Origin of the sequence: Candidatus Synechococcus calcipolaris G9, from assembly GCF_029582805.1 — a bacterium.
Classification (GTDB): Bacteria; Cyanobacteriota; Cyanobacteriia; order Thermosynechococcales; family Thermosynechococcaceae; genus Synechococcus_F; species Synechococcus_F calcipolaris.
The window spans coordinates 405,134-422,479 of sequence record NZ_JAKKUT010000001.1 but is presented as its reverse complement, the minus strand read 5'-3'; the positions used below and the strand labels follow the sequence as shown (position 1 = coordinate 422,479).

Genomic DNA, 17,346 nt, shown 5'->3' with positions numbered 1-17,346 from the left:
AAGTTACGAGGAATAATTAAGAGGATTTAATTATTAGAGAGATTATTTTTTCTTTTTATGATAACGTGTTATGAATACGTCAGACATCCTCCATGATCAATGATCAAAAAAGAGTGGTTATTTTGATTCAGCGAGTTCTGACCTGGCTATTACGTTTCCCTGAGGATTTCTTTGGACTGATTTCCGTGGCGATCGCCCCAGTTCTAGGAAACTATTTAAGCATCGGTAGGGTCGGTAGCGTCAATAGCGTCAGTTATGTCTCTATTCATAATCAGAATGGGGTGTTTCCGTGCAAAAGAAAATAGTTGTTATCGATGATAGTAAAGTCATTCGGATGCGGGTACGGGACATGATTCCTGAGGGCGATTATGAAATCGTCGAAGCAAAGGATGGCCGCGAAGGTCTCGATAGAATTACCGAATCCACTCCCACCCTAATCATGCTGGATTTTATTTTGCCTAAGGTAAGTGGTTGGGAAATCGTCCAAGAACTGGAAAAGCGACAACTTCTAGGGCGTGTTCCCCTCGTGATTATGTCTGGTCGGCGGGAAGAAGTCACCGAAAAACTCCGGGAACCCTTTGAACTGTTTGAATTTATTGAGAAGCCCTTTGAAAAGGCGGATCTGGAAGAGGCCATTAAACGAGCCTTTTCTAAAGCGCGCCTTGCCCCCCTACCCGCACCTGAACCAACACCCCAACCCGCTGCTGGTGCAGTCGATCATTCTGAGTTGCTGGCCCTCAAGACCGTTGTCAGTCAACTTCAGGATCAAATAAATGCCGCCCCCGCAGCCAGTGGTGGGGTTGATCCCGCCGCCTTTGCCCAGTTAAAGGCCACCGTAGAGCAACTACAGGCCCAAGGAAGTGGGGGTTCGGGAGCTGATAGAGCCAAGATTGCCGCCCTAGAAGCCCAAAATAAGCAGTTGCACACGGAGTTAGATGCCCTCAAGCGCACCGTGATCCAAGTCGTGAACTTAATCAAAAAAATGCAAGCAAGTGGCTCCCATCACTAACCATTCAGGTGATTAACGCCAATCCAGTTCCCGTCGTCCCTCTAGGGCGCGCGCCAGGGTAATTTCATCGGCATACTCCAAATCACCGCCCACGGGTAGACCAAAGGCAATGCGAGTCACCTTAGCAAAGGGTTTGAGTAGTTGACCCACGTAGAGGGTCGTCGTTTCCCCTTCAATACTGGGATTGATCGCTAAAATAATTTCCGTAATTTGGGGTTGACTAGCCCGTTGAATCAGGGGATGGAGATGGAGGTGATCGGGGGTAATGCCTTCCATCGGTGAGATCAATCCGCCAAGAACATGGTACTTACCACGGTATTCCCGGGTTTTTTCAATGGCAATCACATCTCGGGAATCGGCAACAACACAGAGGGTTGAATCATCCCGCTGGGGTGCCCTACAAATATCACAGGTGGGGTCAGCGGACAGATGGAAGCAAACCGAGCAGACCCCCACTTGCTGTTTGGCATCCACAAGGGCTTGGGCAAGGGCCTGAATTTCTGCTTCCGGTCGCTTTAAGAGATGCAGAGCTAGACGTTGAGCCGTTTTGGGGCCAATACCCGGCAACCGTTGGAGATGTTCAATTAAACGGGCAAGGGGACGAGTGTAAACCGTACTCATCGAAAACTCCTAACTCCTGGGTCTCAAACCCCGTGCTTGAAAATGGCTTGGCAATATCTGCGTTAAGATACGTGGCATGGAAAAAGCTTACCGCTTTAGACCCAACCCCACAAGCGAGCAAGCAGACCTGCTTCTGACCCAAGGGCAAAAATGGGTTGATCGGGATATTACAATGCTAATGCTAACGTCAATATTCTTGAACTGGGATACACCATGGACTTAACCTGGTTAGACAGTAACTCTTGGCTTTGGCAGATCGACGGTACCCGCATTTTGGTGGATCCCTGGTTAGTAGGCCCCCTAATGTTTGGTCAGACTCCCTGGTTTTTTAAGGCCCAACGCCCCTACGATCGTCCCATACCTGAAAATATCGATCTGATTTTGCTCTCCCAGGGATTACCAGACCACACCCACCCCCCCACCCTCAGTCAGTGCGATCGCCAAATTCCCGTTATTGGTTCCGTTGCTGCCGCCGATATTGCCCGATCCCTAGGATTTAGCCAAGTTACTGCCCTAAAGCCTGGCGAGAATCACACCTGGAACAATATCAACATCCAAGCCACCCTGGGTTCCCCCGTGGGCCCCAATCGCTACGAAAATGGCTACCTGCTCCAAGGATTAACCTCTAAAACAACCCTCTATTACGAACCCCATGGCTACCACGATCCCCAATTACAGTCCCCAACAACTGTAGATGTGGTGATTACCCCCCTCGTGAGTATTACCCTGCCCTTGCTAGGGGCCATTATTCAAGGAGGAGTCGCAGCCCTCAACCTGGCCCAACGTCTGACCCCCACCTATATGATCCCCACTGCCGGAGCCGGGGAACTAGAATTTTCGGGATGGCTCACCCGCCTCTTTCAAGCTGATGGCGATCTGGATCAATTTCAGGAACAGCTTCAAATCGCAGGCTTAGATACCCAGGTTCTACAGCTGAACCCTTGGGAGAGTCGATCCCTTGACCCCACGCCCCTGAGGCAACCCTAGACTATGAATCGCCGGGCGAATCGTTTAGCGACCCTTGTCAGTGAATTCATGGCCCTCTTTTATAGTGACGAAAAGTTTCTTCGGGCAATCAAACAAATTGAGGGGATCGCTATTCGCGCCCTAGCGGTGGGGATGCTGTTGGTTGTTTTATTTGCCATTGTAGATTTGGGGCGATTCCTTACCCAGGAACTCTTTATTCCCCCCTATGGCCAATTCACCACCAGTATTGTTAAGATTTTTGGCCTATTCCTTAATGTTCTCGTTGCCCTAGAAATCCTGGAAAATATTACCGCCTACCTAAAAACCCATGTGTCATCCCAGATTGTTGAACTGGTGATTGTCACATCCCTGATTGCGATCGCCCGCAAAATCATTATCCTCGATATCAATCAGGATCAAATCGCCCAAAAACTTCTAGGACTAGCCTTTGCAGTTTTGGCCCTATCTATTAGCTATTGGATGATTCGCCGGATGAACCTGCGCCAAGGACGCTCCTAGGGGACAAAATGTATAATTTCACTAGGGGTATCCGTAATTCTACGGAGAAATCAGTGATTTTTAACAATTATTTTCGATTTTAAATCCACGACTTTCCGTATATTTGACAGTATCAGCCCACTGATCCCCGACTTATGATATATATAGAAACAGGTTACAAAACTTAATAAAGCCTAACTCATCTGTTTCCCTAGCTCCGAGGTACTCCCATGCAACTTTCTCCCATGACTCGCTATTACATCCGCCGCCTCCTTTCCGAGCGGGCCCAAGAACTGGGACTGTTGCCCGTGGATGCATCTACCGAAGGAGACGACAAAATCTTCCTCGATCAGTTGATCAAGCTGGAATCCCTAGCCACCACTAAGTTGACCGAATTAGACCTGATTGTGCGGATGCACCAAGCCCTCAGTCGCAATGGTCAAACCTACAACAGCTACATCGCCAACCTAGAGGCCAAGCTCTTTGCCCTGATGGGTCTCTCCATGGGTTTTGGCGACCTCCAGGATCCCACCTTACCCCTCCAAGATATGAGTGGCCCCCTAGACAATTCGGGATCATCCTCCCACTTGATCTCCCTAGCGGACGTACTGGAACAATATAACCAGGTCAGTCAACTGGCGAAAAAGTATCTAGGTGAATTAATTATTGCTAACTACTGGCGTTGCACCCGGCCCCACAGCAGTTGGTTTGCGGATTTTGAAGTAACGGGTTCCGGTGAAATTATCTGCCAGAATCCCCGTTCCAGCAAAGAAATTTTCCTAAGCCTTGAGCAGATTCAACAAATGCAGGACTGGCTCAATGGGTTTGTCAGTCAATGTGGCCGTATTCTGCCCCAGTTCAAACGGCAACTTGAAAAAGCCAGCATTTCTGTGGCAGTAGGCATGCCGAGCGAAGCTCTTGCCAAATAAGGATAAGTGGTCTAGAAAAAATTAAACGTCAAAAGCTAAAAGGTCATTATTTGACGACGATAAAAACTTCTGGGCGTATACACTACCGGGAGTTAACTTCGTCTTCATACAGATCATCTAGGTCGTCGCCCTCGTCATAGTCTAGATCCTCTAGAACTGGATGTAGGAGAACGGCCATTTCTGCTTCATGGTGGGTTAACCACTGCCCGGCTTGCCGTAGCCAACGCGGTGCATTTTCAAAACGGGCATAAAACCATGGTGGGGATGTGGGCTGACTAATTTCTGCTTGCACCTTGACTGGCTCTCTAGGGCCGTAGGGATCATCCCGCTCGACCTCAAGCCAAACTTTTTGTCCAATTATTTCCTGGGGAAGCATCATGAGAACACCTGACCTTAAATAAATAAAATCACACCTTTTGCTAAGGATATTAACTTAATTGTACCGAATTAGGGGATCAACAAACGGATGACCTCGACAACAATCCGTTAAGGTTAGAATCCGCTAAGGTTAGAAAGAAGCCTAGGATGATTATGGCTAATTTACTGACCCTCCACCCCACGACTCCCCAAACTCGAATTGTTGACCAAATTCGTCAAGCGCTCCAGGCTGGGGCAATTATGCTTTATCCCACGGATACGGTCTATGCCATTGGCTGCGATCTCAACCATAAGGGAGCCGTTGAGCGAGTACGGCAATTGAAGCAACTCTCCAATGAAAAGCCCCTTACCTTTCTTTGCTCCTCCCTTTCAAATATTGCCCAGTATGCCTATGTCAGTGACTCCGCCTATCGATTAATGCGGCGGCTCATTCCCGGGCCCTATACGTTTTTATTGCCCGCCACTAAATTAGTGCCTCGATTAGTCCAAAATCCGAAGCGAAAAACCACGGGGATTCGTGTGCCCGATCATCCCCTTTGTCAGGCTCTCCTGGATGCCTTAGGGAATCCAATTATTTCCACATCGGCTCGACTCCCGGGCGATCGCGACTACTATGTGGGTACCGCAGAACTCTTTGATCAGTTTGAGAAACGGGTGGACTTAATTGTGGATACGGGCGAACCCCCTGGGCAAAAGGTCTCCAGTATTTTAGATTTGGGGATTGATCCGGGGGTAATTATTCGCCGAGGTGCGGGTTGGGAAAATCTGCCCTTTGATCAATTGGAAGCATACAGCGATACTGATATGGATTAGGACAGGTGGTAGACCATGGGACTTGAAATTTTTACGGGCTTAAATGACTGCCAACAACAGGCCGTTCAACATTTTTGTGGGCCGATGTTGGTGGTAGCCGGGGCTGGCTCCGGTAAAACCCGCACCCTCACCTATCGCATTGCCCATCTGATTCAAACCCATCGGGTTGCCCCGGAAAATATTTTGGCGGTGACGTTCACCAATAAAGCGGCCCGGGAAATGAAGGAGCGGATTGAACGGGTCTTTGCGGAACAAATGGCCCAGGAAAAAAAGCAGCGTTCCTTTGGGGATCTTTCGCCCCTTGAGCAAAAGCGGCTGCGATCGCAGGTCTATAAAACCTATACGAAGCCGTTGTGGGTGGGCACCTTTCACAGTCTTTGCGCCCGTATACTCCGCCTTGAAATTGAGAAGTACCAAGACCCCAGCGGCCATCGTTGGCAAAATAATTTTACGATTTTTGATGAGTCCGATGTCCAAAGCCTGATTAAGGAAATCGTGACGGTGCAACTGAAACTGGACGATCGCAAGTACCCGCCCCGATCCATGCGCTACAAAATCAGTAATGCCAAAAACCAGGGGTTAAGTCCCCGGCAAGTGGAGGAAGAGCAACCGGGGTACCAGGGGCGAATTCTTGCCGAAGTGTACCGCCAGTACCAAGCTGCCCTAGCGGCCAATAATGCCCTGGATTTTGATGACTTGATTTTAGTGTTAGTCAAACTGTTTCAGCAAAATGATCAGGTTTTAGCCTACTGGCATCAAAAGTTTCATCATATTCTCGTGGATGAATACCAGGATACCAACCGCACCCAGTATGATCTGATTCGCCTCTTGACCACCAATGGAGCTGACTGTCGAGACTTTGATCAATGGCAGGGGCGATCGGTATTTGTGGTGGGGGATGTGGATCAATCGATTTATTCCTTCCGCTGTGCTGATTTTACAATTTTGATGAATTTCCAAAATGATTTTGGCGATGGGCTGCCCGATGACGATACCCGCACCATGATCAAGTTGGAGGAAAATTATCGCTCCGTTGCCAATATTTTGGAAGCGGCGAATTCATTGATTCAGTTAAACACCGAGCGAATTGATAAGGTGTTGCGGCCAACCCGTCCTGCGGGCCTACCCATTTCCTGCCACAGTGCCAATACGGAAGTGGAAGAAGCGGACTTTGTGGTGCAACAGATCCGCGGATTAGGGGGGCAAAATCTAGAAGCCAATTGGGGTCAGTTTGCTATCCTCTATCGCACCAATGCCCAATCCCGCCCCTTTGAAGAAAGTCTAGTGCGGGCAAATATTCCCTACATTGTGGTGGGGGGCCTGAAGTTTTACGATCGCAAGGAAATTAAGGATACCCTGGCTTATTTGCGGCTGTTAATCAATCCCAGGGATAGTGTGAGTCTACGCCGGGTAATCAATACGCCCCGTCGAGGAATTGGTAAAACTACCCTAGAGCGACTCAGTGATGCCGCCAGCCAACTCAACTGTCCCCTTTGGGATCTCCTCTGTGATGAAACCTCCGTCCAAACCCTAGGGGGGCGATCGGGGCGATCAATCTTGAAATTTGTGCAGATAATCCAAGACCTACAGGGACAACTGAACCATTACTCCGCCGCAGAAATGACCAAAGCCCTTTTGGAGCAAAGTGGCTACCGTCGGGATTTAGAAAATAAAGGTACCGATGAAGCCATTGATCGCCTGCAAAACCTCCAGGAATTGGTGAATGCCGCCCAACAATTTGACGAAGAGCACGAAGACAGTACCCTAGGCAGTTTTTTGGAGAATGCGGCCCTTGCCTCCGACCTAGACAACTTAGAAGAGGGAACCTCGGCGGTATCTTTAATGACGCTCCATTCCTCCAAGGGCCTAGAATTTCCGGTGGTGTTTCTAGTGGGGCTGGAGCAAGGTCTTTTTCCCAACTTTCGCTCTATTCAGGATCCCCTTGCCCTAGAGGAGGAACGCCGCCTTTGCTATGTGGGTATTACCCGTGCCCAGGAAAAACTCTACCTTTGCCAAGCCCAGACCCGTCGCCTCTATGGAAACAGTGAAGATACGATTCCTTCCCAGTTTTTAAGGGAACTGCCCCCAGAGTTGGTGGGTGGTTCTAGCTCCAAGGGTTCTCGCCCGGGCCGGCGATCGCCCGCTGGGGCCAAAAATAGCTCCATCAAGGCCAGTGCAAATCCAAATCGCGCCGTGGGTATCCCCTCAGATCGAAAATGGCACGTGGGCGATCGCATTCGCCATCCTGATTTTGGTGCGGGGGAAGTGACCCATGTCTTCAAAAGCGGTAAGGCCCTATCCCTAGCTATTCGTTTTCCCGGCCGGGGGCAAAAAGTGATTGATCCAACCCTAACGGCCCTTGAATTATTAATTTGAAGGTTGAATGGCGAACTTAACGTAAACTTTACCCCTCGCCCCTACAATTCTATTGGGCTCTCTGTTCATGGGTCTTAGAAAAATAAATAGGGTCTCAGAAACATTATGTTGACTTCCCCCAGCACCCTAGCTAAATTTCTGCGGAAGCATTGGCGTTACCTGATTCTATTTGTGATTGGGTTGCTGATTGCCCTCGTCATTCTCAGCCAATTTCGATCGCAACCCCTGCTGGTGGGCAATCTCTCGCCCCTGCCCCAGCATCCCCTGCTTCATGTCCACATGAACAATAGCCAGGCCCATACCTTCACCGAACCCTATCGCCCCTACACCCGCCAAGGTGAAGACTTTGAAAAAATTATGATCGATGAGATCAAGCAAGCCAAAGCCGCCGTAGAGGTAGCAGTGCAGGAATTTCGCCTGCCAAATTTGGCCCATGCCCTGGTGGATCGGAAAAAAGCAGGGCTAAATGTGCGGGTGGTAATGGAAAACACCTACACCAAAAGTTGGGCTAAATATTCCCAGGCAGAGCTAGATAACCTGGATCCACGGATGCGGGAACGCTACCATGACTGGGTTAACTTAATGGACACCGATGGGGATGGCCGGGCCAGCGATCGCGAGATTGCCGAGCGGGATGTGATCACAATTTTAGAGCAGGGAAACGTACCCTGGATTGATGACACCGCCGATGGCTCCAAGGGCAGTATGCTCATGCACCATAAGTTCGTCGTCATTGATGGCGAGAAGTTGATTGCCACCACCGCCAACTTTACCCTTAGTGATGTCCATGGGGATATTGGCGTACCGGATACGCGGGGGAATGCCAACTCCCTTTTAGTGATAGATAGCCGTGACTTGGCAAAATTATTTATTGAAGAATTCAATATTATGTGGGGGGATGGCCCCGGCGGCGCGCCGGATAGTCTTTTTGGCGTACAGAAACCCTTTCGCCCCACCCAACGGGTTCAAGTCGGGGATGTCACCGTCGATGTCAAATTTTCCCCTGCCTCCCGCAGCATTGCCTGGGCAGATACCACCAATGGCTTGATTGCCCATGTCCTCACCCAAGCCCGTAAAACCATTGATATGGCCTTGTTTGTTTTTTCGGATCAGGAGATTTCCAAGGCCTTGGAGCCGAAAAATGATCAGGGGGTAAAGATTCGCACCCTCATTGACCCCGGCTTTATCTATCGAGATTTTAGTGAAGGCCTCGATATGCTGGGGGTTGCCCTGGCCAATACGGGCCAAGCACGGCAAGGAAAATGTTACTACGAAGCGGGGAACAACCCCTGGAAAAATCCCATTGAAACCGTGGGCACCCCCGAACTCGCCCGGGGCGATAAACTCCACCACAAATATGGCTTAGTGGATAACCAAACCGTTATTGTTGGCTCCCATAATTGGTCAGCGGCAGCCAATCGCGGTAATGATGAATTTTTACTGGTAATCTATCAACCAACGGTTGCGGCCCACTACGAACGAGAATTTGAGCGACTCTATGCCAATAGTCGTTTAGGTGTTCCCGATAGCTTGCGCCAGCGGATTGCCAAACAGTTGCAGGATTGTGGTGGTGAAATTGCCACCCGCGAAGAGAGCCAAACCACCGCTCGCACCAGTACCCCTTCCCCTTCTCCCAGTCCAGCGGCCGCCAGTGGGGGGGTGATTAACCTCAATAGTGCGTCCCTAGAAGAATTAACTTCTTTACCGGGAATCGGCCCCAAAATTGCCGGAGAGATTATCAAATCCCGGGAGCAGAAGCCCTTTGCCTCCATAGACGATGTGAAGGCGGTTCCAGGCATTGGCCCCCGCATCATGGAGCGCATCCAGGATCGAGTGACCTGGTAGAGGAGGATTGGCGTAAGGATTGTCCCAGGGGTAAACGTACTCTCAGGAATCTAAAACACCTTGGGCATCTGGGCCCGAGGATCCATTGTGCGTAGGTGGCTCAGTTTTTCGTAGAGTTCCCGTTCCGGTTCCGATAGAGGTTTGGGGGGAACAATTTGAATTTTGGCAATGAGATCCCCTTGAACACCTTTGGCTTGGGGCCAGCCCTTGCCCTTTAGTCGCAGCAATTGCCCTGATTTTGTACCGCTGGGAATATTGAGCTTGACTGTGCCGCTGGGGGTGGGGATATCCAGTTGGGTTCCTAGGGCCGCTTCATCGGCAGCGAGGGGTAAATCAAAGACCAGTTGCTCATCCTCAAAGCGAAAAAGGGGGTGGGGTTCCAAGATCACCTTTAAGTACAGATCGCCGCGAACTTGGCCGAGGGGATTGACATTGCCTTTACCCTTGAGGCGAATGCGACTACCGGGTTTTACCCCTGCGGGGATGCGAACCGTTACTTTTTCCGTACCAATCTGAAACTGTTTTTCCGTTCCTTGGAAGGCCTCTGGAAAGGATAAACGCACATCGCCCTCAATATCACTGCCAGGAACCCCCGTACTTGAACTGCCATAGGGACTAGCTCCCCACGTCCCCCCCGGCGCAGCCCCTTGTCCGGCAAAATTTCCTAGGAGTTCGTTAATAAATTCATCGAAGTTGGCATAACGGCTAAAATCGCCATCAAAGCCACTGACATTAAAGCCGCCGACATCAAAGCCAAAACCCGAACCTGGGGTTCCGGCATCGGGACTAGCCTGCTGCCAATAGCGACCGAATTGATCGTACTTTTGCCGTTTCTCTGGGTCTGATAGAACCTCGTGGGCTTCATTAATCTCTTTGAATTTCTCCTCCGCACTGAGATCGCCAGGATTGAGGTCTGGATGATATTTGCGAGCTAGACGCTTAAAGGCAGTGCGAATTTCCTTTTCTGTGGCAGTTTTGGCTACCCCCAGAATTTGATAGTAGTCTTTGAAATCAGTACTTGCCATAGAACAATTGCCCTAGCATCAATGGGTGATCAATGGGTGATAAACAAGAGAGATTTTTTTATATTCTTACAATGTTATTATAGATGAGGGTTTTTCAACGTCCGAGTAGGGTTTACCGTTCTTATGCTGGGGTTTATTCGTCCCGAATTACAGGAATTAGTGGCTTACGCTACGCCCCCTGAGCAAAGCACCGATAACTTACCGGAACAGGTAGACTATCTGGATACCAACGAGTTTCCCCTAGATTTACCACCGGAACTGAAACAAAAACTTGCCCACATCTATACAGAAATCGTACTGGCGAATCGCTACCCTGACAGTGGTCAGTTTTACCTGAAGCAGGCGATCGCCACCTATGTTAATGAACAATTACCACCCCATCAGTCCCTCACCACCGCATCTATTTCCGTGGGTAGTGGCTCCGATGAACTGATCCGTTCCATTTTGCTGGCCACCTGTGTGAATGGTCAGGGGTCAATTTTAGTGGCGGAACCAACGTTTTCGATGTATGCGATTCTTGCCCAGTCCCTTGGCATTCCGGTGGAACGGGTGGGCCGGGATGAAGATGCCTTTGCTGTTGACCTAAAGGCGGCCCAAGGAATCATTGAGCAGGGATCGGTGCGGGTTGTTTTTATGCTTCAGCCCAATTCCCCCACGGGCAATGCCTTAACTGCCGCAGAGGTTGCCTGGCTAGAAACCCTACCAGCCCATATCTTAGTGGTTATTGATGAGGCCTACTTTGAGTTTTGTGGTCAGTCCTTGGTTGCTCGACTGGCGGATCATCCCAATTGGTTGATTCTACGGACATTTTCTAAGGCCCTTCGCTTGGCGGCCCATCGAGTCGGCTATGGCCTTGCCCAGCCAGAACTGATCGCCATTCTGGAAAAGTTACGGTTGCCCTATAATTTATCGGCCTATTCCCAGGTGGCCGCCCAGTTTGCCCTAGACCATCGCCAAGCCCTTTTAGGGGATATTCCCCAGGTGTTGGCCGAGCGCGATCGCCTCTACCAGTCCCTAAAAAGCATACCCCAGGTGCGGGTTTGGCCCAGTGTGGGTAATTTTTTGTTTCTGCGCCTAGGGGAACCGGAGAAGGCAACGGCCCTACGGGATACCCTGCAACACCAAGGTACCCTGGTGCGGGCGATCGCCGATGGGATTCGACTCAGTGTTGGCACACCTGCCGAAAATGATCGTCTCCTAACGCGGATAAACGAGTATTTTGCTAGTCCTTAGTTTGTTGGCCTATCATCCATCAGTAATACCCCTTACTCCCATCAAAAAGGAATCTAGCAAATCTTATGGATGCTTTGGTGGATCAGGTTCTCGGCGATCGCTACCGGCTGACCACCCTTTTGGGAAAGCAAACGGGGCGACGCACCTATTTAGCCCAAGATCAGGGCACGGGGCAACAGGTCGTCATAAAATTACTCCTCTTCGGCCCGGATTTCAATTGGGATGATCTGAAACTGTTTGAACGGGAAGCCGAGGTTCTTAAGTCCTTAGATCACCCAGCCATTCCTCGCTACCTAGACTATTTTGATATTGAAACCGAGTTAGGGAAAGGATTTGGCTTGGTTCAGACCTATATTCCGGCTCCATCGCTCCAGGAATGGCTGAACCAAGGGCGACATTTTTCTGAGGAGGATCTGCACCGGATTGCCAGGGATTTACTGGATATTTTGATCTATCTCCATGGCCGCTTTCCCCCCGTCATCCATCGGGATATTAAACCCAGTAATATTCTCCTGGGCGATCGCAGTGGCCACAGCCCTGGCAGTATTTATTTGGTTGATTTTGGTTCGGTTCAGACCAGTCATCAGGGGGGAACCCGTACCATTGTCGGCACCTATGGCTATATGCCGCCGGAGCAGTTTGGTGGCCACACCGTACCCGCCTCGGATTTGTATGGTTTGGGGGCAACCTTGATTTATCTGGCCAGTGGCCGCTCTCCCGATTCCCTACCGCAAAAACAAATGCGGCGACTCTTTCAGGGTTATGTGTCCTTGCGGCCCTCCATGGTTCACTGGTTAGAAACCCTCACGGATCCGGCCCTAGAGCAACGATTTTCCTCCGCAAGCCAAGCCCTCCATGCCCTGACTTCTGGTCTATCTACCCCAAAAACAGCCCCCCAAACCACTGGAAAACTCACTCGTCCCCTTGGCTCTACGGTGCAGTTGCGGGAAACCCCGGAGGTTCTAGAAATTTTGATTCCGCCCCATGGGTTTCATCTAGGTTTAATTCCCATTGGCTTCTTTGCGATCGCCTGGAATTCTTTTTTAGTGATGTGGTATAGCATTGCCATTGCCAGTTGGAGTGAGTTTGGTTGGTTTGCGGCCCTATTTGCGTCGGGTCATCTGGCGGTTGGTCTCGGCTTAATTTGGTTCATTCTTTTTACATTATTTGGCCAAGTGCGGCTGCGCATCACCAAAACCGATATTCGATTCCGCCGTGAGATGTTTGGTTTTCCCTGCTCTAGGGGGATCCAAGCACCCCGTTACGCCATTGGTCAACTAGAATTTAACCGTCAATCCAGACGCAAAGACAGTGATGGCGATATTGTCCAGGTGAATCCCCATATTATTTTGTGGGCTGGAACGAAGAAAATTGAACTAGGGGAAAATGGACGCTTAAAGGAACCGGAATTGGAATGGTTAGCTGAGCGTCTCAGTGGTTGGCTAAAAGTCCAAATCAAAAAATAATTACCCAATCAACAAACAAAAATAGGTTGCAGGGGAAGATGCAGTATCTCGGAGCAGGATCACCCTAATCCAGTGATCAATTGATTTTGAGACAGTGTGACATCTCACAGCAAGAACCTGAAAATTTCGAGATAGTTAATTTATGAGTTCATTGACCGCTATTAATTACAGGAGACTCACAATGAAAATGATTAAACCGATAACAATTAGCTTGCTTCTAGCTGTATCCGTTGGTTCGGCCGCTTTTGCCTCACCCTCTGGCATCCAGGGACAAAACCAATCTCCGACTCGCCCAGCAGGTATTGGTGGCCCAACTGGTTTTCGTGATCGCTGTCCGGAAGGGCAACAGCCCTCTTCTTGGCAGAAACCAATTTACGATGATGATGGAATTTTTGTGGTTGGTTATGAAACAGTAGCTACCTGTGTTCCTGAAGGTCTGCGACCCGCTGGTTAGAATAAACCTCCCAGTCCAAAATGATGGGCACCTCGAAAAATTACTCGATCTGCTAAAAATAGAGGCTGAAATCATTGAAATCTCGTTTGCGATCGCCTCGGATTTTGAATTAATCGAGATGCCCTTAAGCTGCTCAAACCCCGGTTGCAACCATTTCCAAATCTGTTAAAACACCGATCGCCGCTTGATATTGAGAATCAGCATTGGAGGCAATTTCGTTAATTCCCAGGGGAGTCCTTAAACTAACAGTGCGATCGGGTTCAATGCCGACTTTGTTGATATTGTGGTGGGCCGGCGTTTCGTAGTGGGCAATGGTGACGGCCAACCCCGCCCCATCGGATAGATCAAATAGGGACTGAATTGACCCCTTACCAAAGGTGCGATCGCCCACCAATTGGGCCCGCCCCGTATCTTGCAAAGCACCCGCCAAAATTTCACTGGCACTGGCAGTTCCCTGATTCACCAAAACCACGAGGGGATCCTTGGTGAGGGGTTGGTGAGTGGTATTAAAACTACCTAAGAGACCCTTACGATCCACGGTATAAACTACTACCCCTGGCTCCATCCACAGTTCGGCAATATCCACCCCTGCCTGGAGCAATCCGCCGGGATTATTGCGTAAATCCAGAACGTAGCGATCGGCCCCTTGCCGTTCCAGTTTTTGCAAGGCCTGGGCCATTTCCTCTGTGGCAACGCCATTAAACTGAGTCAAGCGAATATAGCCGAGTCGATGACCATCCTCCTGGGGGCGCAGTTCGGCAACTACGGGATTAATCTCAATACGGCTACGGGTCAATTCCAGGTTTTGGGCAGCGGCATCCCCAGAACCACGGGCAACATTGAGGGTGACAACGGTTCCGGCAGGGCCACGCATTTTTTCGGCAGCTTCATCCAGGCTGAGGCTTTGGGTGGGTACTTGGTCAATGGCAAGAATGAGATCGCCCGGTTGCAGGCCAGCAGCGGCGGCGGGTGAGCCTTCAATGGGGGCAATGATTTGCAGAATACCCGTGGCCGGATCGATGCTAATTTGCAGCCCCACGCCGGTGAGTTCACCACTGGTACTGGTTTGTAAGCTGCGGTATTGGGAGGGTGGTAAAAAGCGGGTAAAGGGATCGTCCAGGCTGGCCAACATCTTTTGAATAGCGGTATAGGTGGAGGGACGATCGGGCAGGGGTTGGCTCAAGGCTTTTTGACGCACAGACCACCAATCCTGGCCATTAAAGCTCTCGTCCACGTAGGCTTGGCTGACGATTCGCCAGGCTTCATTAAAGAGTTTTTGCTCCGCCGTTAGGGCAAGGGCCGGGGACGACCATATTAACCCCGTCGCCATCAAGGTACAGATGAGGGCTAAGAAAGCACCCATCCGCCGCCAGCGATCGCCCAATCGATTCACCATAGCAATTGTCCTGCCTGCCTACAATATTCTGGAACGTTATTCTGGAAGTTTATTATTCTGGAAGTTTATTTTATTTTGCCGTTAAAAGTCCACTGTGACGCAATAGGGGTTCCGTACTCGGCTCCCGGCCACGAAATGCCTTAAACACATCCATTGGGGGCAAACTTCCACCTAGGGCTAAGACCGTATCCCGAAACCGTCGCCCCGTCTCAGCGATTCCTGAGTCATTGTCTAAGCCCACTTCTTCAAAGGCGGCAAAGGCATCGGCACTCAAGACTTCGGCCCACTTATAGCTGTAGTATCCGGCCGCATACCCACCGGCAAAAATATGACCAAAACTACAGAGAAAGGCATCATCCTTCAGGGGAGGTAAAACCGTTGTTAGGGGAGCGAGGCGATCGCGCACATCCAGGGCCGTTTCCCCGGAACCCGGACGATAACGATAGTGTAATTCAATATCTAACAAGCTAAAGTTGAGTTGGCGCAGCATAGCGCTACCACTGCGATAGGTGCGGGCCGCCAGGAGTTTTTCGTAGTAATGTTCCGGCAGGGGTTCCCCGGTTTGATAATGTCGGGCCATGCCAAAGAGGGTGGGGCGATGGTAACACCAGTTTTCCATGAACTGGCTGGGCAATTCCACCGCATCCCATTCGATATTGTTAATCCCTGCGGCTCCGGCTTCATCCACCTGGGTGAGCATATGCTGCAAGCCGTGGCCAAACTCATGGAAGAGGGTCTCCACCTCCCCAAAGGTCATCAAGCTGGGTTTGTCATCCACCGGGGGGGTTTGATTACAAATAAGATAGGCAACGGGTAAACGGGTCTGCCACTGAGTTCCTTGGCGTACCTTAGCCCGACCCCAACAGTCATCCATCCAGGCTCCGCCCCGTTTTTCCGCTGGACGGCTATAGGGATCCAAATAAAAATGGGCAATGGTGACGTGGTTTTCATCTTGGATGGTAAAAAAGCGGACATCGGGATGCCACACAGGGGCTTGACCATCCCCAGGCACAATCTGCACGCCAAACAGCCGCTCCACTAAGCCAAACAGGCCCTCTAAGACCTGGGGCAGGGGAAAATAGGGACGTAATTCCTCATCATTGAAGGCAAAAAGAGCTTCCCGCTGTCGCTCGGCCCAGTAACCCATATCCCAGTGCTGCAAGGGTTCCGTCTCTCCATGCTCTTGGGCAAAGGCCTGGAGTTGGTCTAGCTCGACCTTGGCGGCTGGATAGCTGACTCGGCGCAGATCCTCTAAGAGGGTTTCCACTGCACTGACACTACTGGCCATCTTGCTATCTAAACTAAGGTCAGCATAGGTTTCAAAGCCAAGGAGTTGGGCCTCTTCCCGGCGCAGGGCTAAAATTTGCTCCAAAATGGGCAAGTTATCTAATTCACCACTGGCGGCCCGGCTAATGTAGGCCCGATACACTTGTTTCCGCAGATCTCGGCGTTGGCTGTGCTGTAAAAAGGGGCCAAAACTGGGGAAGTCTAAGGTGATATGCCAGGGGCCGGTTTCGGGTGTGGCGTTGGCTTCCCCATCGGATCGGGCAGTTTGGGCTGCTAAGGCCAATAAACTGGGGGGTAAACCGGCAATCTCATCGGCTTGGGTGAGTTTGAGGCGAAAGGCCTTTGTGGCATCCAGAACATGGTTAGAAAATTGGGTACCCAGTTCCGCCAGGCGTTGTTGGATCTGATTAAACCGTTCCTTGGCTGCGCCGGTCAGACTCACCCCCGTATGCTCGGCATTGCGGATGGCGGCGATAACAATCCGTTGTTGGGCTGGCGTGAGGCCGCTAAATTCTGGGCTATCCCGCAGAGCCTTAAAGGTGTAGTAAAGGGGTTGGGACTGGGCCAGTTCCGTATAAAATTCTACGACTTGGGGTTGAACCTGTTCGTAGGCCTGCCGAAGTTCCGGGCTATTTTTCACCCCTGTCAAGTGATTCACAATTCCCCAGATCCAACTCAGGCGATCGCCCAAGTGATCCAATGGCTCCACTAGATGCTCCCAGGTGGGTTGAACCCGTTGCTCTAGTTCCTCTAGTTCCTGGCGAAGATTGGCCAGAAGGATGGTAACCGCAGGTTCCACATGATCGGCTTTAATGTCGTCAAAGGGCGGAAAGCCTTGACCCCGTAATAGTGGATTTTCGGTTTGAATTGAGGAAAGGGCAGCAACCACAGAGTAGAACGCTCCTTAATAGTTATGAATAGGGCTGGGTGAATATTATGGCCTAATTTTAGCGGATTCTTAAGGAAGGGTCAGATGGTTCGGGCGATCGCTATACAATAAAATCTACTCCCTGTTTTTAATAGATCTTCTATGCAACCCTATTTGTGCCT

15 protein-coding genes are annotated in these 17,346 nt (G+C 50.4%); 10 read left to right on the top strand and 5 right to left on the bottom strand.

Annotated features, from left to right (window positions below):
* The first annotated feature begins 289 nt into the window (after nt 1-289).
* Nucleotides 290-1,009, top strand: a complete 720-nt coding sequence (locus L3556_RS02145) for a response regulator (protein WP_277865657.1) — start codon at nt 290-292, stop codon at nt 1,007-1,009.
* A 12-nt stretch (nt 1,010-1,021) separates the two neighbouring features.
* Here L3556_RS02145 and recR read toward each other — a convergent pair whose 3' ends face one another.
* Nucleotides 1,022-1,630 carry a recombination mediator RecR gene (gene recR / locus L3556_RS02140; protein ID WP_277865656.1) on the bottom strand — a complete coding sequence of 203 codons (609 nt, stop codon included), beginning with the start codon at nt 1,628-1,630 and terminating at the stop codon, nt 1,022-1,024.
* 213 nt (nt 1,631-1,843) lie between these two features.
* Here recR and L3556_RS02135 point away from each other — a divergent pair, with 213 nt between their 5' ends.
* The 3 genes from L3556_RS02135 to L3556_RS02125 all read left to right on the top strand — a co-directional run bounded on the left by L3556_RS02135 (nt 1,844) and on the right by L3556_RS02125 (nt 4,023).
* Nucleotides 1,844-2,617: an MBL fold metallo-hydrolase gene (locus L3556_RS02135; RefSeq protein ID WP_277865655.1), complete on the top strand. Its 774-nt coding sequence runs from the start codon at nt 1,844-1,846 to the stop codon at nt 2,615-2,617.
* Nucleotides 2,618-2,620: 3 nt separating this feature from the next.
* Entirely contained in the window at nt 2,621-3,115 is a 495-nt protein-coding gene (locus tag L3556_RS02130; protein WP_277865654.1) for a phosphate-starvation-inducible PsiE family protein, read from the top strand.
* 209 nt (nt 3,116-3,324) lie between these two features.
* On the top strand, nt 3,325-4,023 hold the full coding sequence (locus L3556_RS02125; protein WP_277865653.1) for a hypothetical protein: 699 nt from the start codon (nt 3,325-3,327) through the stop codon (nt 4,021-4,023).
* A gap of 82 nt (nt 4,024-4,105) precedes the next feature.
* On the opposite strand, the gene L3556_RS02120 is transcribed toward L3556_RS02125, so the two are convergent.
* The gene (locus L3556_RS02120) at nt 4,106-4,402 is read right to left on the bottom strand and encodes a hypothetical protein (protein WP_277865652.1); all 297 of its coding nucleotides are present in this window, start codon (nt 4,400-4,402) and stop codon (nt 4,106-4,108) included.
* A 152-nt stretch (nt 4,403-4,554) separates the two neighbouring features.
* On the opposite strand from L3556_RS02120, the gene L3556_RS02115 reads away from it, so the two are divergent.
* From L3556_RS02115 to L3556_RS02105, 3 genes are all read left to right on the top strand, one after another.
* Nucleotides 4,555-5,214 carry an L-threonylcarbamoyladenylate synthase gene (locus L3556_RS02115; protein ID WP_277865651.1) on the top strand — a complete coding sequence of 220 codons (660 nt, stop codon included), beginning with the start codon at nt 4,555-4,557 and terminating at the stop codon, nt 5,212-5,214.
* A 15-nt stretch (nt 5,215-5,229) separates the two neighbouring features.
* Nucleotides 5,230-7,590 carry a DNA helicase PcrA gene (pcrA, locus tag L3556_RS02110; protein WP_277865650.1) on the top strand — a complete coding sequence of 787 codons (2,361 nt, stop codon included), beginning with the start codon at nt 5,230-5,232 and terminating at the stop codon, nt 7,588-7,590.
* A gap of 105 nt (nt 7,591-7,695) precedes the next feature.
* Nucleotides 7,696-9,435 (top strand): phospholipase D-like domain-containing protein, encoded by a 1,740-nt coding sequence (locus L3556_RS02105; protein WP_277865649.1) that lies wholly within the window; start codon nt 7,696-7,698, stop codon nt 9,433-9,435.
* Between the two features lie 50 nt (nt 9,436-9,485).
* Here the strand turns inward: L3556_RS02105 and L3556_RS02100 are convergent, their stop codons facing one another.
* Nucleotides 9,486-10,460 (bottom strand): J domain-containing protein, encoded by a 975-nt coding sequence (locus tag L3556_RS02100; RefSeq protein WP_277865648.1) that lies wholly within the window; start codon nt 10,458-10,460, stop codon nt 9,486-9,488.
* A gap of 123 nt (nt 10,461-10,583) precedes the next feature.
* On the opposite strand from L3556_RS02100, the gene L3556_RS02095 reads away from it, so the two are divergent.
* The 3 genes from L3556_RS02095 to L3556_RS02085 all read left to right on the top strand — a co-directional run bounded on the left by L3556_RS02095 (nt 10,584) and on the right by L3556_RS02085 (nt 13,613).
* Nucleotides 10,584-11,693, top strand: coding sequence for a histidinol-phosphate transaminase (locus L3556_RS02095; RefSeq protein ID WP_277865647.1), 1,110 nt, complete (start codon nt 10,584-10,586; stop codon nt 11,691-11,693).
* A 65-nt stretch (nt 11,694-11,758) separates the two neighbouring features.
* Nucleotides 11,759-13,159, top strand: coding sequence for a serine/threonine protein kinase (locus L3556_RS02090; RefSeq protein ID WP_277865646.1), 1,401 nt, complete (start codon nt 11,759-11,761; stop codon nt 13,157-13,159).
* A 187-nt stretch (nt 13,160-13,346) separates the two neighbouring features.
* Nucleotides 13,347-13,613: a hypothetical protein gene (locus L3556_RS02085; protein ID WP_277865645.1), complete on the top strand. Its 267-nt coding sequence runs from the start codon at nt 13,347-13,349 to the stop codon at nt 13,611-13,613.
* A 133-nt stretch (nt 13,614-13,746) separates the two neighbouring features.
* Here the strand turns inward: L3556_RS02085 and ctpA are convergent, their stop codons facing one another.
* Together ctpA and L3556_RS02075 are read right to left on the bottom strand one after the other, a co-directional pair.
* On the bottom strand, nt 13,747-15,009 hold the full coding sequence (gene ctpA / locus L3556_RS02080; RefSeq protein WP_277865644.1) for a carboxyl-terminal processing protease CtpA: 1,263 nt from the start codon (nt 15,007-15,009) through the stop codon (nt 13,747-13,749).
* A 70-nt stretch (nt 15,010-15,079) separates the two neighbouring features.
* Nucleotides 15,080-17,185, bottom strand: coding sequence for a M3 family metallopeptidase (locus L3556_RS02075; RefSeq protein WP_277865643.1), 2,106 nt, complete (start codon nt 17,183-17,185; stop codon nt 15,080-15,082).
* Nucleotides 17,186-17,346: the final 161 nt, after the last annotated feature.